This window comes from Desulfosporosinus hippei DSM 8344 (assembly GCF_900100785.1).
In the GTDB taxonomy this organism is placed as follows: domain Bacteria; phylum Bacillota; class Desulfitobacteriia; order Desulfitobacteriales; family Desulfitobacteriaceae; genus Desulfosporosinus; species Desulfosporosinus hippei.
In genome coordinates this window covers 37917-62488 of record NZ_FNCP01000018.1, presented here as the reverse complement: position 1 = coordinate 62488, position 24572 = coordinate 37917, and the positions used below count along the sequence as shown (strand labels likewise).

Genomic DNA, 24572 nt, shown 5'->3' with positions numbered 1-24572 from the left:
GCTTTTCGGATCGGAGATCATCGCCCTTCACTGTCCTCGCCAGAGGCCTTCGTATCTGAAGGCTCGCTGTTCAGCATTCGTTTAAGGATTGGAAGGTAACCCTGAAGGTATAAACCATACTGGTTTAATCGTCACTATTTGGAGGGGAGCGCTGCTAATGTCTGAAAACAATCTTGACCGGGAATATCAAGAGAACTTACAGTATCTGGCTAACCTAACGACCTTCGGTATTAATTTTGGGCTGGGAAGAATCCAAGAACTGCTGAGACGAATCGGAAATCCGGAAAGCACTTTGCGGGTAGTCCATATAGGCGGCACCAACGGCAAAGGTTCGACCACCGTGATGATTGCCCGGATTTTGCGGGAAGCAGGGTATAAAGTTGGAGTTTTCACTTCCCCCCATATGCATAATTATCGGGAGCGTATGGTAATTAACGGCCTGATGATTTCCAAAGAAGATGTTATTCAGATGATCAGTCGTGTGCGTCCCCATTTAGAAGACATGGTTGCCGAAGGCTTTGAGCATCCCACAGAATTTGAAGTGAGTACAGCTTTAGCGCTTCTCTATTTCGCTGAGAAAAATGTAGATTATGCCATGATAGAAGTGGGCTTGGGAGGGGCAATCGATTCTACCAATGTGGTTAGCCCTCTGGTCTCCGTTATTACCAATGTAGGCATGGACCATATGGATTATTTAGGTTCGGATGTGGTAGCAATTGCCAAGGTCAAAGCTGGGATTATCAAGCCTAACTCTGTTGTGGTTACAGCCTCTGAAGACCCGGCTGTGCTTCAAGTTTTGCGGGATCAAGCTAAGGCCATGGGGGTGCCTATCTGGTTAGTAGGGGAAGATGTTCGCTGGGAAAGCAAATGGAGCGGCGAGTTAGAGCAGGAATTCGACCTCATTGGCTTACATTCCATTTATTCCAAGTTACGCTTAAGGCTCATGGGCTCCCATCAACTCCGTAATGCAGCGACAGCTGTGACGGTTTGCGAAGTGTTGCAGAGCGAATATCTGGTGAATATTCCCAGGGAAGCGGTTTATGCCGGTTTACGCGAAGTAGAATGGATCGGACGCTTAGAGCTCTTGTCCTTAACTCCTAAAGTCCTCCTGGATGGAGCCCATAATGTGGATGGAGCCCGAGCTTTAGCTCAAGCCCTCCCCATTTATGCTCGCAATCGTCTTATCCTTTGTTTGGGGATGCTGGCGGACAAGGAGCGGGAAAAAGTTGTTAAAATGCTGGTTCCCATGGCGGATGAAATTATTGTCACCCGGCCCAACTCTCCTCGGGCAGGAGACTGGAAGGCCTTAGGGAGTTTAGCGGAACAATTCGGCAGACCGGTAACCTGCATTGAAGACCCTAAGGAGGCAGTGGTTTTTGCCTTAGGGCGTCTGGAAGAAAAGGACATGCTTTGTGTAACCGGTTCAATTTACATGTTGGCTGATGCCCGCCAAGCATTAATTGATCATTTAAAACAGATTTAGGAAATGACTCATCAGAAGCAATTATTGTGCTATTTAATGACACTATACCAAGGACGAATTTTCTTGTTTGTTGAGGTATATTAATACAATTATTAAAACAATGTTAAAAATTTAACATAAACTTAACACAAAGATTTTTTTATTTGATATAATACTCCGTGGGATATGAATACTGTATGCAGACAAGCACTTGGTTAGGTTGAACAGTAATGGATTCGAACTTTGAGGTTGCTTAGGTTTCCTGTGTTTTGACAATTCTTACGCTGGGGGTTAATTATGTTTAAGTTGTCACCAAAAGAAGATAAGTTCTTTGAACTCTTTTCCCAAAGTACAGAAATCATTACTAAATCTCTTAAGAGACTTTATGGGATTATGCAGCAAGAGTGTGTTTCCTCAGAAGATGCTGCTCAAATGCATCGCTTCGAAAACGAAGCAGACAACATTACGACCCAAATTTTAGAGCGTCTCAACTGTACATTTATCACACCCTTAGATCGTGAAGACATCTATGAACTGGCCCAAGTCCTGGATGATATTGTGGATTTTGCTGAAGGTACCGTTGAACGCATGCTCCTCTATCGCACAGGCAAACCGTCACTGGGTGCTCAAGAACTTGTTCACTTAGTTGAGCTGGCTGCCGAACAGATTCAACAAGCCTTTTCCTTTTTAGGAAATTTACATTCCAAAAAGTCCAATATCCTGGCTGCAGCTGAAGAAATTTACCACTTGGAAAGTGCCGGGGACAAACTTTATCGTGAAGAGGTAGCTAGATTATTCGAGTATGAAAAAGACCCCATTGAGATTATTAAATGGAAAGAAATCTTGGAACATATTGAATCTACTCTGGATCACTGTGAATCTATTGCCGATCTTCTCAAAAGTGTGGTCTTGAAATATGACTAGTCTTGGAGTTATGTTAGTTATCGTAGTGTTTCTGGCCTTAGCTTTCGACTACATTAACGGTTTTCATGATACTGCCAATGCCATTGCTACCAGTGTTTCAACCAGAGCATTGTCTCCAAAACGAGCTGTAATGCTCGCCGCAATTCTTAATCTTGTCGGCGCCCTCTATAGTACGGGAGTTGCCCAGACTATTGCCAAAGACATTGTGTCTCCCAAGTTTGTAACCCAAGAAGTTGTGATTGCAGCTTTGCTTAGTGCAATTGCCTGGAACCTTCTGACTTGGTATTTCGGAATTCCCAGCAGCTCATCTCATGCCTTGATTGGGGGGATGGCGGGTGCTGCTGTAGCCAAAGTAGGGTTTAGTGTTTTACAGTGGCACGGTATCGGCAAGATACTTGCGGCGTTAGTTTGTTCTCCGATCATTGGAATGGGACTCGGCTTTCTGATCATGAAATTGCTCTCCTATATTTTTGGTAATTTCTCACCCTCTAAATTAAATCATGGGTTTAAAAAAATGCAGATTCTCTCTGCAGGTTTGCTGGCCTTTAACCACGGTTCCAATGATGCTCAGAAATCCATGGGGATTATCACCATGGCTCTTATTGCGGCAGGACTGCAATCCCAAGAAGTCTTGGCTCCTCCGCTGTGGGTAAAATTTGCTTGTGCTTTGGCTATGGCCGCCGGAACTGCTGCGGGTGGATGGAAAATCATCCGCACCATGGGAGGAAAAATATTTAAGCTGGAGCCGATTAATGGTTTCGCAGCAGATTTGACTTCCTCGCTTGTTATCTGGACAGCAACGGCTTTCCCAGGTCTGCATCTCCCGGTCTCCACTACTCATGTGGTTTCAGGATCAATCATGGGAGTTGGAAGTGCCAAGCGAGTTTCAGCCGTACGCTGGGGCGTAGCTCAACAAATGCTTGTGGCCTGGCTGGTAACTATTCCGACCACATCACTCTTGGCAGCTCTTCTTTACACGATACTTTCTAAACTCCTCTAGTATTTCCGAAGCTCTTATTATGGATTATTCAATTATTCTCACATAATTATAATCAATTGGAAAAGATCTTAGCCCTCGTGCCAAGATCTTTTCTATGCCATTCTAAGGTCTATTTCCACCTGCTGCAACATATCTTCCGGTAGAGAAGTTGTCCTAGGCAGCACGGAGGGGGAATGGTAAATGAAAATTATCGATCAATTTAAAGTACTTGTAGTCTTGATTTTAGGAATTATGGCTTTAGCGTTGTTAACCTGGGGAATCGGAAAGATCTATTTGGAACTTCTGAGTCAATCCAGTCATGAATCTACTGCCCAGAGACAAGCCCAGTCTTTAGATAAAAACAACCCGGACACAGTTTTAGTTCTGCCTAAAGCGGGATTTTGGACCTGTCAGTTAGGGCTGTTTCAAAATGAACACAATGCTCAACTCCTCAGAGATCAGCTTATCGTCATGGGCTTTAAAGCAGAAGTCATAAGTGCCAATCCCTGGATGGTTGCTATCGGTTTGGGACGTACGGCTGATGAGCTAAAGGGGTTAAGGCAAGCTTTAGAAGAAAAAGGTTTTTCGTCGATTCCTAAACAAATCGCTCTCCCCGAGCGATCCTTTCGGGTGGCCGGAAACGGGGGTCAGCTGACGGCAGAACTTTTAAAGAATGTCAATACTATTTTAGAAACCGGGTTCAATCAAGAGGTGTTAGCAAAGGAAGAACAGCTCTGGGCAGCTCAAGCCGGGGAACACCCACTGACAGATCTGGATCGTCTTCACCAGCTTTATGGTCAATTACGTGTCAAAAATACCCCTGAAGAGCAAAAAGCTCTAGGTTTATCATTATTTTTTGAGTCTCAGAGGGTTATTTATAAGTTTTCTGGTAAATAATAGGTGGAGAGACATCCATTTATTTATCTTTATGGGAAAAAAGACCTAAGATTAAAATTGCGTTTTTTTTGGATAGTGCTATAATTAACATACCTTAAGGCAAAATCCAGCAAAGAAATGGGGGAAATTATTGAAAACGCTAAAAATTCCAGAAGCAACAATTATTCGACTTTCTGTTTACTCGCGTCACCTCACGGATGTCGATCGCAAAGGAATTATAACCACTTCCTCAGGGGAAATTGCTGATGGAGTCGGCGTTAGTCCTGCTCAAGTACGGAAAGACTTAGCCTACTTTGGTGAGTTTGGTACCAGAGGCGTTGGTTATAATGTCAAAGATCTTCGCCAACATATTATGAGAATTCTTGGATTAGGTGTCGATTGGAGCGTAACCTTAGTAGGGGTCGGAAACTTAGGCTTGGCGTTGAGTACATATAAAGGGTTCAGAGATCGTGGCTTTGTCATCACAAGTATTTTCGACGCAGATCCTAAAAAAATCGGAACTAAAATCGAAAACATAGAAGTACTTCCTATTGAACAATTAGAAACTGTTGTAAAACAAAATAGTACTCAGATCGGAATTGTTGCCGTGCCTGCATCAGTTGCTCAGGAAACTGTTGATAAATTAATTAAGGCCGGAGTATCAGCCATTTTGAACTTTGCTCCTGTTGTCTTGAATGTTCCTCCGGAGATTGAGCTTCGGAATGTTGACTTAGCTGTAAACCTTGAAGTACTAACCTTCAATGTTTGTGGGCAAAGGTGCTATTAATTCGAGATACTGTTGTATCACAAAGCCCATCTGTCGTATAATAGTACAATAAGAAGTGTATCTAGGGTTCCGCCGCAGGGGACTGGACCGAGCGATACAGGTTGGAAAACCAGCTACACCGTGTGGGAAAAAAGCCCCGTGGCAAGTTCTTAGGAACTCGTTATGGGGCTTTTGAGTATTATTTTCTACCAAGCTATTTTAGCGAGCACATTATTATGCAGCTTCGGTGTAACAACCATATTGACTAAGTTAAGGCAACACTTTGTTAATAGGTTGGGCTGGAAAAATAAGAGGAGGAGAACAATGAATCGAGACCAAGGAAAGAAAAAGATCACTATTTATGATACAACTTTGAGAGATGGGGCACAGGGGGAAGGTATCCATTTCTCGACTCAAGATAAGCTGAGTTATGTGAATCGAATTGAGGATATGGGGAATTTATATGTGGAAGCCGGTTGGCCCGGGGCAAACCCTCGGGACGAAGAATTCTTTCAACAGTGCACCAAGCTCCAATCCCCGCTGGTCAATATCGTCGCCTTTGGCAGTACATGTAAGGTTTCGGAGCCCCCGGATAAGAGCGATATTTTGCTGAAGTTGCTGGCCTCGGGAGCCAAAACCATCGCAATCTTCGGCAAGTCCTGGGATTTACATGTGCGAGATGTCTTGAGGACAACCCTGGAAGAGAACCTTCGCATCATTCGCGAGTCAGTAGCCTTTTTGCTGCAACAAGGAAGAGAAGTCTTCTTTGACGCGGAACACTTTTTTGACGGATTTAAGGAAAACCCTGAGTATGCTTTGAAGTGTATTGCTGCTGCCCTGGAAGGCGGGGCCAAGACTATTGTTTTATGTGACACTAATGGAGGCAGCCTTCCGGAAGAAATTGCGGCGGGGGTAAGCGCAGTCAAGCAGGAACTCTCCCCCCAGGAACTGGGGATTCATGTCCATAATGATCGGGGCCTTGCTGTTGCTAACTCGCTGATTGCTGTGGAATCCGGAGTCACCCAAATTCAGGGAACCTGGAATGGATTTGGAGAGCGCTGCGGGAATGCCAATTTAAGCACTTTAATTCCCTTGCTCCAGCTCACGGGAAAATATGAGGTGGTTTCAGATGCTGCTCTGCTCAAGATCACTCCCTTTTCACGCTATGTTGCAGAATTAACTAACGCACCTTTTGATGAGAAGCAACCCTTTGTGGGAAGAAGTGCCTTTGCTCATAAAGCCGGAATGCATGTGGATGCAATTCTTAAAAACCAGCGCACCTTTGAACACATGGATCCCGCCGATGTCGGCAACGAACGTCGTATATTAATTTCAGACCAAGCGGGGAAAGCTAATATCCTGGAACGGTTATGCCGGTTCGAGTCTGACATGCGCAAAGATGATCCTCGGGTTGAGATTGCCATGAATGAGATCAAAGAATTAGAGCATAGCGGATTCCAATTTGAGGCTGCAGAAGGCAGCCTGGATTTACTCCTTCTGCGTAGCCTGGGAAAACTGACAACTCCAATGTTCGAGGTACTGGACTATCATGTCTGGAGTGATCCCTTACGAGGAGAACTGGATTCTGTGGCTGTCGTCAAAGTTAAAGTCGGAGAGGAAACCGTGCAAATTGCGTCAGAGGGCAACGGTCCGGTGAATGCTTTAGATACAGGATTACGTCAAGCCTTAGCCAAGTTTTTCCCGATCTTGGAGGAAAGCGAACTTGTCAACTATAAGGTAAGAGTATTAGACGGAGCTCATGGAACAGAAGCTATCGTGCGGGTTATTATTGATACTCGTTTGGGGAATGATGTTTGGGGAACCATAGGGGTGTCTAAGAATATTTTGAGGGCCAGTGCTCAGGCCTTGTTGGATGCGATTAATTGGACGATATGGATGGGGAGGGACGCGTCACACTGACTCGGCCATGCGCTCGTCGTGCCAAACTAGGGCTTTAATCCGTTATGCAAGCGGGCAGGGTCCCCGGCCAAAGCGGCGTCCGTGCCGCATGGCCGGCGGGAAACGTCCTGTTTCCCGCCCTGCTTGATGAAAGCGGATTAAAGCCGAGTTTGGCTACGACTCACGCAAAGGCGTCGCTGCGTGTGATCGCGACCCTCTGAAGCCTGGGGGGAGACGGGGATTTTGGATCGCGGACTTTGGTCGGGGATTTGGGTCGCGGTCTTCTTCTGGCTTGAGAATGCTTTTGAGTTAAGAGTGAATCGTTCGTTCCCCCTTCGGGGAAACGGGGGGAGTGCAGCTTGGGTGGGGGTGTAGCATGGCTGGCGGGAAACGTCCTGTTTCCCGCCCTGCTTGATGAAAGCGGATTAAAGCCGAGTTTGGCTACGACTCACGCAAAGGCGTCGCTACGTGTGATCGCGACCCTCTGAAGCTTGGGGGGAGACGGGGATTTTGGATCGCGGACTTTGGTCGTGGATTTGGGTCGCGGTCTTCTTCTGGCTTGAGAATGCTTTTGAGGTAAGAGTGAATCGTTCGTTCCCCCTTAGGGGAAACGGGGGGGAGTGCAGCATGGATTTCTCGTCCTGCCGTCCCGCCCCCCTCAGACCAGAAATTAAGGGGCAATTGCAAAGTGAACACTTTAGTGGAGTTCACGGTAAAGCGAGTGAGATGGTGAAGGGATTATTGCGCCCGGGTTCACATCATTGAGCCGCCCAGAGGTTGGCGCAATTCCTTCACCATCCAACGAGCGAGGGAACGTAACGTGTGTGAACGTGCAATTTCCCCTTAATTTCCCGCCCAAACAGACATACAAAACCAGCCCAGTCGACCAGAAACCCCATACTTTCAAAGACCCCAACCAAAAACTAATGAGGAGAGATATGATATGCGGCAAGAAAAGGATTTGATTGGAGTTCATGACGTCCCTGATGACGTGTATTACGGTATTCAAACACTCCGAGCGAAGGAGAACTTTCCTATTACCGGGTATCACCCTCATCGAGAATTAATCCGGGCTATCGGAATGGTCAAAGGTGCGGCGGCGGAAGCAAATATGCATATTGGTGCGCTAAGTCCGACAATTGGAAATGCAATAATCGCAGCATCCAAGGAATTGGTGGGGGGCAGGCTACAAGAGCAGTTTGTGGTAGATGTGATTCAGGGCGGAGCGGGTACGTCTTTTAATATGAATGCTAATGAAGTTATTGCGAATCGGGCTATTGAAATTATTGGCGGTCAAAAGGGGGAGTATTTCAGAGTCCACCCCAACACTCATGTGAATATGGCCCAAAGTACGAATGATGTCTTCCCCACCACAATTCGCATCGCTTGTTTGAATGTTGCTCATGATTTGCTTGCGGTCTTGGACGAATTGCGTCAGACTTTTGAAGATAAGGCACAGGAATTTGACGGTGTCATTAAGATGGGAAGAACCCATCTCCAGGATGCCGTCCCTATTCGTTTAGGCCAAGAATTCGGGGCATATTCCCATATGTTGGGCAGAGACCTTAAGCGAATTAAAGAAGCTATTAAATCTCTGGAAGTTATAAACATGGGAGCTACTGCTGTTGGCACCGGCTTAAATGCGGATCCGCGTTATATTGAAAAGGTGACAGAGCTGATGCAAGAATGGACGGGTTTGCCTTTGCGGCTTGCCGAAGATCTGGTGGATGCTACTCAAAACACGGACGCTTTCATGGAAGTTTCAGGATCTCTAAGGACTTTAGCTGTCAACCTTTCTAAAATCGCTAATGATCTGCGCCTCATGGCCTCCGGCCCGCGAACCGGGTTTAATGAGCTAAATCTGCCCCCTATGCAGCCTGGTTCCTCCATCATGCCGGGGAAGGTTAATCCGGTAATTGCTGAAGTAGTTAATCAAGTAGCCTTTCAGGTTCAAGGGAATGACTTCACCATCGGCTTAGCCTGTGGTGCCGGGCAACTTGAACTTAATGTGATGGAACCTGTTGTTGTCTTTAATCTCCTCCAATCCTTAGACATTTTGCGTAATGTGATCCGGGTCTTCCGTGATCGCTGCATCTCAGGAATCACAGCTAATGAAGAACGCTGCAGAGTGATGGTGGAAAACAGTGTGGGCTTGGTGACGGCAATTAATCCTCATGTCGGCTATGAAGTTGCTTCAACCATCGCCAAAGAAGCCATTCTTTACGGACGGCCGGTTGCAGAGCTTGTTTTGGAAAAAGGTATTTTGACCAAAGAGGAACTTGATCTGATCTTAAATCCGTATGAGATGACCAGACCGGGAATTGCCGGGGTGGAGTTGTTAAAGTAAAGGGAGGGTTCGCGTGACACTGACTCGGCTCTGAGCTAGTCGTGCGCCCCATGAACTAGTCATATCCTGTTCCGTCCTTCACCAACTATGGATGCCAAGGATTTTGAAACTTATGTAACTTACGTAACTTATCTATAATCATCTAAATGATTTTTAAGATCATTAACATCATGGATTAAATCTATGTCCTGAGAGTTTAGAATCATAGTCTTATTTTTATAATGCACACTAAAATTACTAAGTGCTAACTTTTGATCTTTAAGGCTCTTTAATAAGCAATATGCCTTTTCAACCTCGTTTAATTCATTTTCATTAGTGACTGCAACATTACGCAAGGAGATCCCTAGGATTATCGTTGTAACCTTTCTATAATCTGGTATTTCAGATCCCTCAAAAATAGATTTATCATCATCATTAGGCAAAACCTCAATAGAATACTTGCTGTCTGGATAGAGACTTTCTAAAATTGGAGCTAAATCTGCATTCGCTTGATAATGACACATTGTATAATAATAACCATCTTCAATATCTTTCGTTCTGTAATTTTGCCCGACATAAAAACTTATGTCGGGTTGATTTACGTCATTAGCTTCTGCACTATAAAGCCCCCCATGCATAAAAGTATAAGATATCTTCTTAATAGCAAACTCTTTCTTATACCTATCTTCCAGATAATCGTGGAATTTGATTCTATGTTCTAGATATCCCCAAGGAGTTCCTAAGAAGAAAATACCAATACTTAAGAAGATACTTATTAAAATAAAAATAAGGGCTTTTGATATTTTGGGTAATACCATATTTAACTCTCCTTGCTTTCAGCAACCCCTAGATATAAACGGAAGAATCCTCCTCTGTCTTACTTGATTTTTTGACAAGTTAAGACATGTAAAAGGGAGCGTAAGGGGTTTATAATTGCACATTGCACTTCTTAGTTATTGTTTTAATAATTGGTTATCGATGATAAGATAGGCGTAGGAGGTGAGATATATTGTCTTTAGAGGAAGAGATTAGGATTAGTAATTTGAATAATATAGAACTGATGTTTATAATAGCGACTATCTTTTTGTTGGCTGCACTCGTTCAAAAACTAAAACCAAGGTTTTCATTATCCTATAGCATTAATAGTAAGCCATCGTATCTTAAGGCCAAATTGATTGCTAAGTTAGTTACATCAGCTACCATATATTTGGGGGGCCTGTATTTTTATTTTTTTACGGATCTTTCGATAAGATCAAGGTACAGCATGTGGGGCATAGCGCTTTCTTATATTATATATCATCCGTATAAATGGGGATTCGCAAAGATTTTTGAAATTAGAGAGAAAAATAAAATAAATACCCCATAATCAAGCCCCAAGAACCCCTCTCTGACGGAGAAGAACCGCCCTTCCTTGACTTAAAACTAACTGCCTCAGTAAATGACCCCCTGACCTACTCCACCACGCCCTAATGTCCATCCTCAGCCCCCACAGACCAGAAATTAAGGAGCCAATTGCCAAAAGAACACTTTAGTGAAGTTTGCGGTAAAGCGAATGCCGATGCTGAAGGGCCAATTGCGCCCGGGTTCACATCTTGCGTTACCCAGAGGTTGGCGCAATTCCTTCAGCATCCAAAGAGCGAGGAAACGCAACGAGTGTGAACGGGCAATTTGCTCCTTACTTTCACGAAAACCCCAAAATTCAGCCCCAAGAACCGTTTCCTTGACATAGAAGAATCGCTCCCAGTCGTTTGCCACCCCTGACCTGCTTCACACGCCCTAATGTCCATCCTCAGCCCCCACAGACCAGAAATTAAGGAGCCAATTGCCAAGAAAACACTTTAGTGAAGTTTGTGATAAAGCGAATGCCGATGCTGAAGGGCCAATTGCGCCCGGGTTCACATCCTTGAGTTGCCCAGAGGTTGGCGCAATTCCTTCAGCATCCAAAGAGCGAGGAAACGTAACGAGTGTAAACGGGCAATTTGCTCCTTACTTTCACGAAAACCCCAAAATCCAGCCCCAAGAACCGTTTCCCTGACTTATAAGAACCGCCCTCCTGTGCCTGAGAAGCAACCACCAAATTGCGAAACTAAAACCAAATGAAGAACCGTGTCGAACTTGCTTAGTACTTGTTAAGATGCTACACTTATATGAGGCTATGAGAAGATAAACTAGATTAATTATGCAGACTTGCTACGTAACGGAGGGGGAAGAAAATAATGGCAGTTGGACGAAATTCCTCAGGGACTGGTAGAGCCCTTTTGCTGATCATGATTGGGGCGGCCCTGGGAACTTTGGTTGGGTTCGGCTTGGATAAATACGGGCTTTTTGCTCCGTTTTTACGGCCTGCTGTCATTGACATACCTTCACACACCTACGTAGATTTCTTTTTTCTCTCGCTTTCCTTTGGCTGTCGCATAAGTATTACCATTGCAACGCTCTTAGGGGCTATGGGAGGGTATATCCTATCAAGGAAGGTGTAACATGCTCGTACTTGCTTCTTCATCTCCACGAAGATCTTTATTGCTTCGCCAGGGAGGATACGTTTTTGAAACGGTTCAGGCTTCTGTATTAGAAGATCTGGAAGAGGGGATTTCTCCGTTTATAGGGGCTAAGCTCCTAGCTGAACGCAAGGCTAAAGCTGGTTTAACCAATTGGCTGGAGCTTGGAGGGGACAAGCAGGATGTGATACTGGGCGCAGATACAATGGTAGTTCTCGATTCCTGTATTTTAGGCAAACCCGGCTCTGCACTGGAAGCAGAAGAAATGCTCCTAAGCTTGAGTGGTCGTACTCATAAAGTTCTAACCGGCGTTGCCTTAATCTCCGGATCCGGAAAACTTGTTTCTGATGTGATTGAAACTGTCGTAAATTTTCGCCCACTTGGTGAGGATGAAATAAAAGCCTACATAGCCGGTGGAGAACCGATGGACAAGGCAGGCTCTTATGGAATTCAGGGAGAAGCCGGGAAGTTCGTAACTTCCATAGAAGGTTCCCTGACAAACGTCATTGGCTTGCCCATGGAATATCTCTCGGAACAACTTAAGACGTGGGGGATTGAGCAGACAAACATCACCTCACGCGAGGTGGATGATGGATTATCGGCGTTTGAAGGACTTACCGGCGGAGCTTTTACCCCGTGAACGACTTTGTCAGTTAGGGCCTGAGGCCTTATCCAATCATGAAGTTTTGGCTATTCTCTTACGGACAGGTATTAAGGGTGAAAATGTTTTAACCTTAGCAGAACGAATCTTGGCCAGTGTTGGTGGACTTTCGGGTTTGGGAAAACTCACGGTTCATGAGTTAGCTCAAATTCATGGCTTAGGACGGGCGAAATCCGCAGAAGTAAAGGCGGCCCTGGAATTAGGGCGTCGTTCAGTTTCAGTGGACCCACTGTCCAGACCGGTGGTCAACTCTCCTCAAGATGTCGCTCATATTGTTATGGAAGAAATGAGGTACCTTGATCGTGAACATTTTCGGGTAGTGTCCCTCTCAACCAAAAATCATGTGTTGGGGATCAGCCCGGTTTCAATAGGATCGCTTAATTCATCCCTGGTGCATCCGAGGGAATGTTTCAAAGAGGCAATACGGCGCAACTCTAACGCCATCATTTTATTGCACAATCATCCCAGTGGAGATCCGACCCCTAGTCAAGAAGATATTGAAGTAACCCGACGCTTGGCAGATGGGGGAAAGATACTTGGAATTGAAGTATTAGATCACGTGATTATAGGGGATAATCGCTATATTAGCTTAAAAGAGCGTGGAATACTATAGTGTGGCTCGTGGTTCGCGATCTTCGCGGTAGGATCTCTGAATCGATTCTGCGAATTGAAAAATGAATTGAAACCTGTTCGCTTAGTTACTTTGCTGCTTAGCTAAAAATTATTGCGGCCTTTGTTCAATACTAATCTGCAAACTACGAACTACGATTTACTAACCACGCGTAACAAATATCGAACCACAAATTTGGAGGGAGATAACACCATGTTTAATTTTTTTAGCAAGGATTTAGGTATAGATTTAGGAACCGCGAATACAGTGGTTCATGCCAAGGGCAGAGGGATTGTCGTACGGGAACCTTCGGTGGTGGCCATGGACATAACCACGAAGACCCCCATGGCTGTGGGAGACAGTGCGAAGGAAATGATTGGCCGGACACCCAGTAACATCGTGGCAATTCGCCCCTTAAAAGATGGAGTTATCTCGGATTTTAACGTTACCCAGAAAATGCTCAAGTATTTTATCAGTAGAGCTTTAGGGACGGAGCATCCCTTTATTCGCCCCCGGGTGGTTATCTGCGTACCCTCGGGAGTCACTCCTGTGGAAGAACGGGCTGTCAAAGAAGCGGCTATGGCTGCCGGTGCCAAAGATCCCATTATCTTAGAAGAGCCTATGGCAGCGGCGATTGGCGCAGGACTCCCGGTCAGTGAACCCACAGGAAATATGATTGTGGATATTGGCGGCGGGACAACAGAAGTTGCCGTTATTTCCTTGGGGGGAATTGTAACCAGCCGTTCAATTCGCGTAGCGGGAGATGAGATGGATGATGCCATCATTGCCCACATAAAACGACGCTATAATTTAATGGTCGGTTATCGAACTGCTGAGACCCTTAAATTTGAAATCGGTTATGCATATAAAGCGGAAAAAGGAATGTACACTGTCCGGGGACGGGATTTGCTGACAGGACTTCCGAAAACCATTGAAGTAACCTCGGAAGAAATCCAGGAAGCTCTGCAGGAGCCTGTCATGGCAATCGTAGATGCTGTAAAATCCTGTTTAGAAAAGACTCCACCGGAATTATCATCCGACATCATGGATCGGGGCATAATGATGGCAGGCGGTGGGTCATTATTACGTAATCTCGATCGACTAATCTCAGAAGAAACGGGTATTGCTGTCCACATAGCGGAGGATCCTTTGTCCTGTGTCGCTATTGGCACAGGAAATGTCTTAGAACATGCAGAAATCCTTCGTAGAATCGCCGCCTCGCAAAAGAGCTAAAAAAAGCGGGGAGGAATTATGGTGAGGAAAAGAGTAAATGTAACGGGAATTGCGGTTCTCGTTTTCTTTCTCTTGTTGGGGGTATTAATAGCGATTCGCTTTACAGGGCTGGGGAGCAATTTCCCTAATCCTGTTGGGGGAGTTATGCAGAGGGTTCTAAGTCCCTTAGAATATCCAATTCTCCAAATAGGGAATGCAATAAGAGATAATACCAGGGCAATCTGGGACTTTGAAGAGGTAGCAAAAGAAAATGAGGAACTCCTTAAGAAAGTTGACCAGTTGACCGGAGATAACCTTAAGCTGAAAACAGAAATCTTGGCCGGGATGCGTTATAACGAGCTGGACCAAGGTCAATTTCGCAGTCCGACCCTGGATAAATTTGAAAAGGTTGGAGCCAGTGTCATTAACCGTAATCCAACAACCTGGTATCGTACTTTAACCTTAAATCGTGGCACTCAAGATGGGGTGGCCATTAATTGCCCGGTTATTGGTGATCTGGGGATTGTGGGGAAGATCGTATCCGTTACCCCAACCACCTCGGAAGTCTTATTGATCCTGGATGGGGAAGGGCAAGTCAGCGCCAAGGTAGGGGGCAGCACCGGTACAGGTACCTTTGGAATCGTACAAGGGAACTATACGCGAGGCTCTCGCCTAACCTCGGAAGGCAATCTACAAATGCTTTTCCGCAGAGACGATAGTGTTAACGTTGGAGACCTAGTACTGACCTCCGGGCTGGGAGGGGTTTACCCTAAAGACGTTCCCGTGGGGCAGGTTAAGGAAATCCAATTAGATCCTTCAGGCTTATTGAAGACAGCCTATATTCAACCACTGGTCAATTTTGACTCTCTTGAAGAGGTTTATATCGTAAAAATGGTTGGTGAATAATAGTGCGTTATATTTTGATCGCGGTAATGTTCTTATTAAGCCTGATTTTACCGGGCACACTCTTTCACTTTTGGTCTTGGTCAGGGATCAAGCCGGATTTACTCATGCTTTTAACCATCTATATAGCCATGCATCATAGACTTCGCTCAGGTTTAATCTGGGGGGTGGCTGCGGGCTTGTTAGAAGACCTATATTTAGGCCGTTACATCGGAATGTACACGCTAACCCTTACGGTGGTCGCCTTTTTAAGCTATTGGCTGGCTGAACGTTGGTATAGAGAAAACTTTCCTTTGACCACCTTTATGGTGTTTATCGTCACCGCAGTGGGGCAGCTCTTAGTGGCTTTTTTAAGCTTAGGTGCCGGACTCCATTGGTCCCTGGCGGACCTGGGCCGACTGGTCATAGGAGTCTCCTTATATAACGCCATCTTAGTACCCTTAACTTACCCTTGGATTCATCAATCCTTTGTCCGGGGCTGGCTGAGGTATCGCCCTCGGTATGAGAGGTAGCGAGGAAGTGGGAGGAAGTTTATTAGCCCAGTCGCACACGTTCCATCGCTATTCACTTGCCGCTAAGGCTAAAACGCAAAACCTCCGGGCTTTTCTGCATGTGAACCGTTGCGTTTCTTCACGCCTTATCGCCTGCGCTCATTGACGCGATTCCACTAAAGTGCTCCTTAAGCTAAGAAACTTCCTCTGGCTTAAAGGGTCGACGGGGGCTTAGAACGACGGGGGCTTGGAACGACGAGAGCTTGGACGATGTCTTAGAGGCTGTTTGTGTCTTTGACACAAAGGCGTTATGAGAGTATGCCGGGGAAGCTTTTCGTACCCCCGTCCCCAGGTTTTTCGTTTCCCTCCGTCCCCAAACCCCAGAGAGGGTCGCGATCACACGACGCGACGCCTATGCGGGAGTCGTAGCCAAACTCGGCTTTAATCCGCTTGCATCAGCAGGGCGGGAAACAGGACGTTTCCCGCCGGCCATGCGGCACGGACGCCGCTTTGGCCGGGAACCCTGCTCGCTTGCATAACGGATTAAAGCCCTAGTTTGGCACGACGACCGCATGGCAGAGCAAGTGTGACGCGACCCCTCTCCAGAAAAAGACCCGAAAACCGTCCCCCAACCTTCTCCCGAAATCGAGAAAGGAGCCAAACGAATGGATGACAAAGAACGCAAACCCTACATGTATCGTCTCTGGAGTCTAGGCGCAGTGGTTATTCTTGTTTTCTTAATTCTCGGCATTAACCTCTGGCGGCTGCAAATTGCCCAAGGTTCCTATTATACAGCTATGGCCAAAGGCAATGTCATGAAGCTGGTTAAGGTACCTCCTACCCGGGGAGATATTGTGGATAGAAACGGGACCCTTTTAGTAACCAGTGTTCCCCAGTTCGTTCTTCACTTAGATTGGATGGATTTACAACAAGCTAAGAGCAGTGATTGGAAAGATGTGGTCAGAAAATTAGCAGAGTATATTAAACCCTATTGGCCCAATGCCAATCAAAGCGTCGAGTCCATCACGGAAGATATTCTGGCTAATATTCAGAATCACCAATGGGAACGTTATCGCCCGGTTATCATCCTTGATGAGGTTGTCCCCGAACTTCAGGCCGTCATTGCGGAACACCAGGAGGAACTTCCCGGCGTAAGTGTGGATGCTATTCCTGTTCGGGATTACCCGAAGGCTACCTTGTTAGGCCAGCTCTTAGGCTATGTTCGAGAAATCTCCGATGCGGAAATAACCCAATTTAATAAAGATCCCGATGCCCAAGCGGCAGGATTTGAATATGCCCAGGGAGATATGGTTGGTAAGATGGGGGTAGAAAAGTCCTATGATTTTTGGCTGCGGGGCAAGGAAGGGATACAACAAGTAGAAGTCGATAACAATGCCCGCCCTGTTTCTAAACAAATACTCCATCCTGCCGAAGCCGGAAAAACCGTGCAACTGACCATCGACGCCGAGTTGCAAAAGACCGTCGATGATACTTTAGATCAAGTCATCACTAATATCCAAAAAGAAAATCCCGCCGCTCATGCCGGGGCAGCAGTTGTCATGGATGTCAACACCGGCAAGATCTTAGCCATGACTTCTCGTCCGGGAATGAACCCTAATGAATTGATTGGCTTAATCTCCGAAGAGACAGCGGAAAAATATTGGCCCCAAGACCCCAAACATGCTTCTCAGGCAGCTTCCCTTAATCGGGCTTTGACAGGTTTATATCCGCCGGGATCTACCTTTAAAATGGTGACAGCCATGTCTGCTTTGCAGATGAACCTCACCACCCCGAATGAACGTATTGACGATAAACTATCCTCATTAGGGGGCCTGGGTGCTCAACAACAAGGAATCACCGAATGGGGCGGGAATTACTTTGGTCAGGTCAATTTGTACCGAGCCTTGGCTAACTCCTCGAATATTTATTTTGAAATCATGGGTCGTCGGGTTTTTGACGATAACCCGGAAACAATCGGTCGAATCGCCCGGGAATTCGGCTTAGGTATCGAAAGCGGCATTGATTTACCCGGAGAAGCCAAAGGAATTTCCCCTTCAGCGGAATGGAAGAAAAGCTATTTTACAAATATCCATGAGAATGCGGCTAAGTCCCGTGATGAAGGGCTGGCAAAAATCGAAAGCGATTACGCTCCCAGACTGGAGCAAGCTGCTGACGAAGCTACCCGGCAGCAACTTCAAAACGAAAAAGATGCTGAAGTTAAAAAGGTTAATGATTTATACAAGTTAAGAACTGCTGAGCCTCTTGATTGGCGGCCCTATGACAGTTACAACAATTCTATCGGGCAAGGATATAATGCCTATACTCCCATTCAATTAGCCAATTATGTCGCCACCATGGTAAATGGAGGAAAACACTACCAGCCCTTTGTGGTTGAGAAGCTCTTGGATCCCCTCACCGGGGAAACTGTTAAACAGTTTGAATCAAAAGTCCTGAACAATGTCTCGGTTTCTCCTGAGGTTTTGGAGCAGGTCAAGCTGGGGATGCGGGAAGTAACTCAAGGTGAAGGAACCGCCAACTGGCTCTTCTCAGATGTACCGGAATACACTGGGGGCGCAAAAACAGGAACCGCTCAGATTGGCTCCAAGAATACAATATCAGGCGAAATCTACAACGGGGTCTTTGTGGCTTTTGCTCCCTATGATCATCCCCAGGTAGCCTTTGCCGGAGTGGTTGAATTTGGAGGACATGGAGGAGAAACGGCAGGTTTGGTCGCCAAGGCGGCTTTTATGAAGTATTTTGGTTGGAAGAGCACGAATGGAGGCTGAAAAACGAGGAAATTTATCCTCGTTTTCTTCATTTCGATAAAGGGAAATTGGACAGGCTTGTAGAATTTAAAGAGAGCATTTAATTATGACAAGCAATGGAGGATTGTGCACGTTGACACGGACAGATCATGTGGCACTTAAAGGAACCCGCGACGGTCTGGTCTTGTACCTGGATCCGGCTGCGGACTTTGAATTGCTGATCAATGAACTTAGTAGCCTTATGAAGAACTCAGATCAATTCCTCCAAGGTGCAACCCTCCGGTGTTACGCCGGGAAAAGAGAGTTCTCAGAGGAGGAAATCGCTGGTTTAGCCGCCGCTTTGAAGCAATCTGGGTTGGAACTTGCGGGCTGGCTGACCGAGGATGAAGTCTACCTTCCTAAGCCCAGGCCCTCGGTATATGCGGAAAGAGAGGCCCGTCTGGAAGAAGGAATGGTTGAAGGACATTGTCTCTTTGTAGAACGCTCAATGCGCTCGGGAAAGAGTGTGCAGTATGAGGGGCATGTTGTAGTGATGGGTGATGTTAACCCAGGAGCGGAAATAATTGCGACTGGAAATATTGTCGTTCTGGGTTCCCTTAAAGGAGTTGCTCATGCCGGAGCGACAGGAAATCGAGAGGCCACGGTAAGCGCCTATCATCTGGCCCCTACTCAATTGCGAATCGCGGATTTGGTCACCAGGGCTCCGGATGATGGAACAGAAATCCGAGGACCGGAGATTGCTAAGATCAAGGACGACCAATTGATGGTAGAAGCAGCCGGACTGAGCGGTTGGCGCAGCAAGGCCCGTTAATAAGAGAATAAGTCTATAGTGAAAGGCAGGTCTAACTATGGGTGAGGTAATCGTAGTAACTTCTGGAAAAGGGGGCGTAGGCAAGACGACAACATCGGCTAATATTGGTACCGGTTTAGCGAATAATGGCCATAAAGTCGTTCTTGTTGATACAGATATTGGTTTGCGTAACCTTGATGTGGTATTGGGTTTAGAAAATAGAATTGTTTACGATTTGGTGGATGTAACCAGTGGTAATTGCCGTTTGAAACAAGCACTTATCAAAGATAAGCGTTTTACAAATCTCTTTTTGCTGCCGGCTGCCCAAACAAAAGACAAAACAGCCGTCAATCCTGAGCAAATGAAGACCCTCTGCCAGGAGCTTAAAGAAGAATTTGATTATGCAATTATAGATTGTCCGGCAGGAATCGAGCAAGGATTCCGCAATGCCATAGCCGGTGCAGACCGAGCCGTTGTCGTTTGCACACCTGAAGTCAGTGCAGTCCGGGACGCAGACCGAATTATTGGCTTACTGGAAGCGTCGGAACTAAGAAATCCAAAATTAATCATTAACCGTCTTCGCCCAGCTATGGTGAAACGCGGTGACATGATGGATATTTCAGATATTTTAGATATTCTAGCCATCGAGCTTATCGGGGTGGTTCCTGAAGATGAGAGCATCGTAGTTTCCACGAACCGTGGTGAACCCGCAGTCATGGATCTGGGCTCTCAAGCAGGAGAAGCTTACCGACGGATTACAAAGAGAATCCAAGGGGAAGAGGTTCCCCTGATGAACCTCGAAGTACCTAAAGGACTCATGGATAGATTGAAGAAACTCATTGGCCTAGGTTGACCGTTCTGTACTGAGAGGAGGAATTGTCCTTGTTAGAATTTATCAGCCGGATGTTAGGCAGGGAAAGTGCCTCAAGCAAGTCGGTGGCAAAAGAACGTCTACGGCTTGTCTTAGTGCACGACCGCGCCAGCATTTCGCCTGCCATGCTTAACAAATTAAGAGAAGATCTTGTTAAAGTGATCTCTAACTACATGGAGATTGACGAAGCTGCCCTGGAATTTAATCTCTGTCAAGACGACCGTGAAGTAGCTTTAGTTGCCAACATTCCTGTCGTAAAAATGAAGCGAGATTATTCTGCTAAGGGTCAAGACCTGAATAGCTAATCGGATAAGGAAAGATACCCTCACTTTGAAAAAAGCGGAGGGTATCTTTTTATTTCACCAGCCACCCATAATCCTGTCTCAATTTAGGATATAGTCTACGTAAACCCTCCGACCCTTAATCTGATACAAAATTAAGTGCCATTTTTGAAACCATCTTGTGATATTTGTTGGGTAGGATATATTATAGTTCTGACTGAGTTAATAATCGTTAGTTGATTGATTTGCCTTATCTCATGACAGCCGACCAAAAGGCTTTGGGACCCCCAAAATAGTGTGATATAATAAATATGAAATTGTGTCGAAAAATAAACTACCTAAGGGGAATTTATTACGTGGATAGACGATCGTTAAGAAATCTAGACTTGTTATTCCTGCTATTTACCTTTTTACTATTAGCAGCCAGTCTCATAATTTTGAGTACGGCTTCAATTAATGTCATGAAATCAGATCCCTTTCACTATGTGGAAACTCAAGCTGTCTGGATATTGACGGGTATCGTGATTGCAGTGGTTCTCGCAGTGATTGACTATACTAAATGGCAGCATTTTCGTTGGTGGATCTATGGCTTTAATTTGCTGCTGCTTTTAGCGGTCATCTTGTTTGGAGATTCAGCTAAAGGTGCTACCCGCTGGATTTATTTCACCCCCTCTATCGGGATTCAACCCTCAGAGTTTGCTAAAATCTTTATGATTCTTACTTTCGCAGATTTTCTGGTCAAACGTAAAGGAAAACTGAATAATGTCAAGGACTTTATTGTGCCCTTCTTGTTTGTGCTGGTTCCTATGCTTTTGATTTTTAAACAGCCGGATTTAGGGACAACCCTAGTGTTTGTGGCAATCTTTATTGGCATGATGTTCGTGGCTGGGGCTAATCCTTATAAATTTGGAGGATTATTACTTGGTGGGGCGGTTATAGTTGGAATAGCACTTTGGCTTCACTTTTCCCAGGACTTACCGGTCTGGTTGCAGTGGGCTCAGGGAATGCCTCTGCCCTTGCAGGATTACCAGCTGAATCGTCTGGTTATTTTTATGGATCCTGCAGCTGATCAGACAGGGGATGGATGGCATATTCTTCAATCACTTTGGGCCATAGGATCAGGGGGTTTATGGGGAAAAGGCTATCGGGCGGGTACTCAAGGGCAGTTAAATTTTTTGCCTGAGCACCACACAGACTTTGTTTTTTCTGTAGTAGGAGAAGAGTTTGGTTTCATTGGAACCATCACTTTACTGTTCCTCTTCCTCATCTTCCTTTTGCGCGGTGTTTATATAGCCTTAAGGGCCAGGGATATGTATGGAATGCTGATTTCAACAGGAATCGTCTCCATGTTCACCTTTCATATCTTGGTCAATGTGGGTATGACTTCCGGAATTATGCCGGTCACAGGAATCCCTCTGCCCCTGATCAGCGCCGGAGGAAGTGCTATGTGGTCGAATATGGCGGCCATTGGTCTGTTACTAAGTGTTAACTTAAGGCACCGCAGGCTAATGTTTTAGGGAGGCTCGATGTACGAAGCACGAGGCACGAGGTTGAAGGGGAGTGCTTTCTTTCTTCAGACTGGCATTACAATAATAAATCACTCATAGAATAGAACTGCTAAGCGGTTCTATTTTTTTTGTCTGTTTCATAGATTTACTAAAGAATGTACGAGCTGTACTGTACTCGCGGTTCGATGTTCGTAGTTCCAAACTTTAAGAGAACAAAATTCGCAGAGTATTTAAAGCGATAATCTCTAGGGTCAAGTCTTAGCTAAGAATATCTTGAAGTTTTATGCTTAACTGTTAAGACAATTATATTCTACGATTCGAAGAATCAAACTCATGAATCGGACATCGAGCCTCGAACTTCGAGCCTCGAAATAAGGGGGTTGACGGATGAATCCTTTTGAACGTTGGGATGATTGGGAATGGGAAAGGGCAATTCAAGAAGTTGGTAAAGAGCAGGGAAGAGGCAAATCCATTCCGCGTAACAATCAATATACTCGGCATCCCAGTAATGGAAAGAAAGACTGGGGCAGCTTCTTTAACCATTGGAATAGCACCCAGAAGCGAACTCTTTTATCCGCCCTGCTGTTCTTAATGGTTTTTTTCAGCGCTAACAGTTCGGACCATGTCTCCCGAATAGTGCATTCCATTTATCGGGGGGGGATGGATTCAGGCAATTATTACACTGCTCTCAATAATATGGCTAAGGAAGCCTTATCTCTGGGAGGGGTTTCCGGCGAAAGCGTTGCTGTCGATCTGAAGATGAAAGGCAAGTTCTTACCGCCCATTTCCGGTCCGGTCATGGCTGGCTTTGGAGATAAGGCCAGTGACGGCTCAGTCCACCAAGGTTTGGATGTGGGAAGTGCCTTAGGAATTCCGGTAATTACACCTGCCGCCGGGGTTGTTACCATAGTGGGGGATGATCCCCAATTAGGCAAATTGGTTAAAATTGATTTTGGTGACGGTTGGACGACTGTTCTTGGCAATCTCGGCGAAGTTCAGGTTCAAAAAGGCCAGCGCCTGGAGAAGGGTCAGGTGGTAGGAACTGTCGGACTTTCCGCACCACTTAAGAAGCCTTGGCTTCACTTTGAATTGCGAAAAAATAATCAACCCCTTAATCCTATCCCTTACTTGATACCACCTGAGGCAAAGAATTAGGCAGAAAAAGTCTTTTGGGTCGAGGTAGCTTCTCGCACGTCGGTCACTCAGCGCTTCGAGGCTCGCACATGCGCTGACCTGGGAGCGATCTTCAGCGGATAAGTATTCTTTGAAGATAGCCGCTTCAGCGAAAATGTCCACCGGACACTTTCGTGCCAAACCTCAGGGTAATACCTGAGGTGAACCTGTGGCTTCGCTTCCCAGGTCAGCTTTATGTGCCGTACCGCCTCTCCGCACGATTCGTTCACTCCTGTGCGAGAATCTACCTTTCGGGTCTTTAGATTTTTTGGAGTAATAATTTTCTGGATAATTAAATGCCTGAACTGAGCAAGTTCGAAGGGGGAGATCCAATAAATGCAGCTTTTTAAGATAGCCGGAGTGAGCGTCCGAATCCACCCCACATTTTTGGTAGTTTTAGTGCTATACGGAGTCCTGGGTTTATTAGCCCAGGCTCTTCTCATCTTTGCCTTGGTTGTAGGGCATGAATTGGCTCATCTCTTGGTTGCCAAGGCCTATGGCTTTAAAGTTGAAGGACTTGAGTTGTTTCCCTTTGGAGGAGCCGCTTATTGTGATGGCCTCTTTGAAGGCCGGAAGGTGGAAGAGAGCCTGATGGCTCTGGCCGGTCCGGCTTTTAACCTGGTTCTTCTCTTTGGAGCTCAGGCCTTACGTTGGAACGGGCTATGGTCAGGGGAGCTCTCCGAAGAATTTATCCGCTATAATCTCTGGCTGGCAGCATTTAATTTAATCCCTGTTTTGCCTTTAGATGGGGGACGGGTGATTAGGGCACTATTCGTGGAAAGCTTCGGGTACGTACGTACCACAAAGTTTTTGGCCGAAGCGGGCAGATGGTTAGGGGTTTCCTTTGCTCTCTATGGAATTGTGTTAGGGGTTCAGGGAAAATTTTCAGAGGGGCCCCTTTCTCTCTTAATCCTGGGAGGCTTCTTTTGGTTTGCAGGGAGTAAGGAAATCTCCTCAGCTCATATTACCTTTCTCAGGCAATTAACTCGCAAGAAAGAAGAATTATTGAAAAAGGGCCTGATGCGCAGTCACTGGCTTACAGTACAGAAAGATACTCCCTTGGTGAGAATTGTCGAAGAATTTACCCCTGATCGCTATGCCATGGTGAATCTCAGCAACGAAAAGGCGGGAATGGAGAAAATCCTTACAGAAACAGATATTGTCGAAGGGATGCTGCGAGAAGGTATTCATTATCCGGTGGGCAAGCTGTGATAAGGGTACGGGTTTTCGCTGTGTCTCATAGCTGAAAGAAAAAGTGGGATAAACTGGAATTGTGATGTATAATATATAATGAAGGGAGAGAAGGGCTTGCGAGTTGTATATTCTAGAGTTTCAGTCAAAGCAATCAATAGTTTTGATAAGTTTGTAAAGCAGAGAATTAAAACAGGAATAGAAGGACTGCTTGAAGTACCCCCAAAGGGTGATATTAAGCAGATGCAGGGCACAAATCCTTCTGTACTTCGTTTACGCGTAGGTAAATATCGGGTATTATATGAGTATACCCATCTAAATGACGAAGAAATTTTACTGATTAAGGATATCGGATCACGTGGGGACATTTACAAGTAAGGGGATGA

At 45.7% G+C, this 24572-nt stretch carries 24 protein-coding genes; 22 read left to right on the top strand and 2 right to left on the bottom strand.

Translation table 11 applies throughout. The features are described from left to right. Positions 1-157 precede the first annotated feature (157 nt). The 7 genes from BLS16_RS15145 to aspA all read left to right on the top strand — a co-directional run bounded on the left by BLS16_RS15145 (position 158) and on the right by aspA (position 9253). Positions 158-1483, top strand: a complete 1326-nt coding sequence (locus BLS16_RS15145; protein WP_092334530.1) for a bifunctional folylpolyglutamate synthase/dihydrofolate synthase — start codon at positions 158-160, stop codon at positions 1481-1483. A gap of 276 nt (positions 1484-1759) precedes the next feature. Further along, complete coding sequence (locus tag BLS16_RS15140) at positions 1760-2386, top strand: DUF47 domain-containing protein (protein ID WP_092334529.1); 627 nt, start codon at positions 1760-1762, stop codon at positions 2384-2386. Then, positions 2379-3386, top strand: coding sequence for an inorganic phosphate transporter (locus BLS16_RS15135; protein WP_092334528.1), 1008 nt, complete (start codon positions 2379-2381; stop codon positions 3384-3386). The genes BLS16_RS15140 and BLS16_RS15135 overlap by 8 nt, the downstream gene beginning before the upstream one ends. A gap of 180 nt (positions 3387-3566) precedes the next feature. Beyond that, on the top strand, positions 3567-4262 hold the full coding sequence (locus BLS16_RS15130) for an SPOR domain-containing protein (protein ID WP_092334527.1): 696 nt from the start codon (positions 3567-3569) through the stop codon (positions 4260-4262). Positions 4263-4392: 130 nt separating this feature from the next. Continuing rightward, positions 4393-5028: a redox-sensing transcriptional repressor Rex gene (locus BLS16_RS15125; RefSeq protein WP_092334526.1), complete on the top strand. Its 636-nt coding sequence runs from the start codon at positions 4393-4395 to the stop codon at positions 5026-5028. A 303-nt stretch (positions 5029-5331) separates the two neighbouring features. Then, positions 5332-6927 (top strand): citramalate synthase, encoded by a 1596-nt coding sequence (cimA, locus tag BLS16_RS15120; protein ID WP_092334525.1) that lies wholly within the window; start codon positions 5332-5334, stop codon positions 6925-6927. A gap of 922 nt (positions 6928-7849) precedes the next feature. After that, positions 7850-9253 (top strand): aspartate ammonia-lyase, encoded by a 1404-nt coding sequence (gene aspA, locus BLS16_RS15110; protein WP_092334523.1) that lies wholly within the window; start codon positions 7850-7852, stop codon positions 9251-9253. A 128-nt stretch (positions 9254-9381) separates the two neighbouring features. On the opposite strand, the gene BLS16_RS15105 is transcribed toward aspA, so the two are convergent. After that, on the bottom strand, positions 9382-10050 hold the full coding sequence (locus BLS16_RS15105) for a hypothetical protein (RefSeq protein ID WP_092334522.1): 669 nt from the start codon (positions 10048-10050) through the stop codon (positions 9382-9384). Between the two features lie 191 nt (positions 10051-10241). Here BLS16_RS15105 and BLS16_RS15100 point away from each other — a divergent pair, with 191 nt between their 5' ends. Then, positions 10242-10598: a hypothetical protein gene (locus tag BLS16_RS15100; RefSeq protein WP_092334521.1), complete on the top strand. Its 357-nt coding sequence runs from the start codon at positions 10242-10244 to the stop codon at positions 10596-10598. Between the two features lie 134 nt (positions 10599-10732). On the opposite strand, the gene BLS16_RS15095 is transcribed toward BLS16_RS15100, so the two are convergent. Next, the gene (locus tag BLS16_RS15095; RefSeq protein ID WP_092334520.1) at positions 10733-10987 is read right to left on the bottom strand and encodes a hypothetical protein; all 255 of its coding nucleotides are present in this window, start codon (positions 10985-10987) and stop codon (positions 10733-10735) included. Positions 10988-11448: 461 nt separating this feature from the next. Here BLS16_RS15095 and BLS16_RS15085 point away from each other — a divergent pair, with 461 nt between their 5' ends. From BLS16_RS15085 to BLS16_RS15020, 14 genes are all read left to right on the top strand, one after another. Beyond that, positions 11449-11712 (top strand): DUF4321 domain-containing protein, encoded by a 264-nt coding sequence (locus BLS16_RS15085; RefSeq protein ID WP_014904931.1) that lies wholly within the window; start codon positions 11449-11451, stop codon positions 11710-11712. A 1-nt stretch (position 11713) separates the two neighbouring features. Further along, a complete protein-coding gene (locus BLS16_RS15080; RefSeq protein WP_092334518.1) occupies positions 11714-12370 on the top strand; it encodes a Maf family protein in 657 nt (218 codons plus the stop codon). Beyond that, positions 12321-13004: a RadC family protein gene (gene radC, locus BLS16_RS15075; RefSeq protein ID WP_092334517.1), complete on the top strand. Its 684-nt coding sequence runs from the start codon at positions 12321-12323 to the stop codon at positions 13002-13004. The genes BLS16_RS15080 and radC overlap by 50 nt, the downstream gene beginning before the upstream one ends. Positions 13005-13214: 210 nt before the next feature. After that, positions 13215-14234 (top strand): rod shape-determining protein, encoded by a 1020-nt coding sequence (locus BLS16_RS15070; RefSeq protein ID WP_034597800.1) that lies wholly within the window; start codon positions 13215-13217, stop codon positions 14232-14234. Between the two features lie 18 nt (positions 14235-14252). Further along, positions 14253-15119, top strand: coding sequence for a rod shape-determining protein MreC (mreC, locus tag BLS16_RS15065; RefSeq protein ID WP_092334516.1), 867 nt, complete (start codon positions 14253-14255; stop codon positions 15117-15119). 2 nt (positions 15120-15121) lie between these two features. Continuing rightward, positions 15122-15628: a rod shape-determining protein MreD gene (gene mreD / locus BLS16_RS15060; protein ID WP_092334515.1), complete on the top strand. Its 507-nt coding sequence runs from the start codon at positions 15122-15124 to the stop codon at positions 15626-15628. A gap of 644 nt (positions 15629-16272) precedes the next feature. Continuing rightward, complete coding sequence (gene mrdA, locus BLS16_RS15055; RefSeq protein ID WP_092334514.1) at positions 16273-18393, top strand: penicillin-binding protein 2; 2121 nt, start codon at positions 16273-16275, stop codon at positions 18391-18393. Between the two features lie 112 nt (positions 18394-18505). Continuing rightward, on the top strand, positions 18506-19183 hold the full coding sequence (gene minC / locus BLS16_RS15050; protein ID WP_092334513.1) for a septum site-determining protein MinC: 678 nt from the start codon (positions 18506-18508) through the stop codon (positions 19181-19183). A gap of 37 nt (positions 19184-19220) precedes the next feature. Beyond that, positions 19221-20015, top strand: coding sequence for a septum site-determining protein MinD (gene minD / locus BLS16_RS15045; protein WP_092334512.1), 795 nt, complete (start codon positions 19221-19223; stop codon positions 20013-20015). A 29-nt stretch (positions 20016-20044) separates the two neighbouring features. Beyond that, a complete protein-coding gene (minE, locus tag BLS16_RS15040; RefSeq protein ID WP_092334511.1) occupies positions 20045-20338 on the top strand; it encodes a cell division topological specificity factor MinE in 294 nt (97 codons plus the stop codon). Positions 20339-20625: 287 nt separating this feature from the next. Next, positions 20626-21831 (top strand): rod shape-determining protein RodA, encoded by a 1206-nt coding sequence (gene rodA, locus BLS16_RS15035; RefSeq protein WP_176786186.1) that lies wholly within the window; start codon positions 20626-20628, stop codon positions 21829-21831. 378 nt (positions 21832-22209) lie between these two features. Then, positions 22210-22977 (top strand): murein hydrolase activator EnvC family protein, encoded by a 768-nt coding sequence (locus tag BLS16_RS15030; protein ID WP_092334509.1) that lies wholly within the window; start codon positions 22210-22212, stop codon positions 22975-22977. A 354-nt stretch (positions 22978-23331) separates the two neighbouring features. Next, positions 23332-24207: a M50 family metallopeptidase gene (locus BLS16_RS15025; RefSeq protein WP_092334508.1), complete on the top strand. Its 876-nt coding sequence runs from the start codon at positions 23332-23334 to the stop codon at positions 24205-24207. A gap of 78 nt (positions 24208-24285) precedes the next feature. Further along, positions 24286-24564 (top strand): type II toxin-antitoxin system RelE family toxin, encoded by a 279-nt coding sequence (locus tag BLS16_RS15020; protein WP_092334507.1) that lies wholly within the window; start codon positions 24286-24288, stop codon positions 24562-24564. The last annotated feature ends 8 nt before the right edge of the window (positions 24565-24572 follow it).

What these genes read in the sequence shown, in the direction of transcription:
- BLS16_RS15135 (WP_092334528.1), top strand. Translation starts at nt 2,379, where the DNA reads ATGACTAGTCTTGGAGTTATGTTAGTTATCGTAGTGTTTCTGGCCTTA.
- mreC (WP_092334516.1), top strand. Translation starts at nt 14,253, where the DNA reads ATGGTGAGGAAAAGAGTAAATGTAACGGGAATTGCGGTTCTCGTTTTC.
- minD (WP_092334512.1), top strand. Translation starts at nt 19,221, where the DNA reads ATGGGTGAGGTAATCGTAGTAACTTCTGGAAAAGGGGGCGTAGGCAAG.
- BLS16_RS15030 (WP_092334509.1), top strand. Translation starts at nt 22,210, where the DNA reads ATGAATCCTTTTGAACGTTGGGATGATTGGGAATGGGAAAGGGCAATT.
- radC (WP_092334517.1), top strand. Translation starts at nt 12,321, where the DNA reads ATGGATTATCGGCGTTTGAAGGACTTACCGGCGGAGCTTTTACCCCGT.
- BLS16_RS15130 (WP_092334527.1), top strand. Translation starts at nt 3,567, where the DNA reads ATGAAAATTATCGATCAATTTAAAGTACTTGTAGTCTTGATTTTAGGA.
- BLS16_RS15145 (WP_092334530.1), top strand. Translation starts at nt 158, where the DNA reads ATGTCTGAAAACAATCTTGACCGGGAATATCAAGAGAACTTACAGTAT.
- BLS16_RS15070 (WP_034597800.1), top strand. Translation starts at nt 13,215, where the DNA reads ATGTTTAATTTTTTTAGCAAGGATTTAGGTATAGATTTAGGAACCGCG.
- mrdA (WP_092334514.1), top strand. Translation starts at nt 16,273, where the DNA reads ATGGATGACAAAGAACGCAAACCCTACATGTATCGTCTCTGGAGTCTA.
- BLS16_RS15025 (WP_092334508.1), top strand. Translation starts at nt 23,332, where the DNA reads ATGCAGCTTTTTAAGATAGCCGGAGTGAGCGTCCGAATCCACCCCACA.
- BLS16_RS15140 (WP_092334529.1), top strand. Translation starts at nt 1,760, where the DNA reads ATGTTTAAGTTGTCACCAAAAGAAGATAAGTTCTTTGAACTCTTTTCC.
- BLS16_RS15080 (WP_092334518.1), top strand. Translation starts at nt 11,714, where the DNA reads ATGCTCGTACTTGCTTCTTCATCTCCACGAAGATCTTTATTGCTTCGC.
- cimA (WP_092334525.1), top strand. Translation starts at nt 5,332, where the DNA reads ATGAATCGAGACCAAGGAAAGAAAAAGATCACTATTTATGATACAACT.
- BLS16_RS15020 (WP_092334507.1), top strand. Translation starts at nt 24,286, where the DNA reads ATGAAGGGAGAGAAGGGCTTGCGAGTTGTATATTCTAGAGTTTCAGTC.
- BLS16_RS15105 (WP_092334522.1), bottom strand. Translation starts at nt 10,050, where the DNA reads ATGGTATTACCCAAAATATCAAAAGCCCTTATTTTTATTTTAATAAGT.
- BLS16_RS15085 (WP_014904931.1), top strand. Translation starts at nt 11,449, where the DNA reads ATGGCAGTTGGACGAAATTCCTCAGGGACTGGTAGAGCCCTTTTGCTG.
- aspA (WP_092334523.1), top strand. Translation starts at nt 7,850, where the DNA reads ATGCGGCAAGAAAAGGATTTGATTGGAGTTCATGACGTCCCTGATGAC.
- rodA (WP_176786186.1), top strand. Translation starts at nt 20,626, where the DNA reads ATGAAATTGTGTCGAAAAATAAACTACCTAAGGGGAATTTATTACGTG.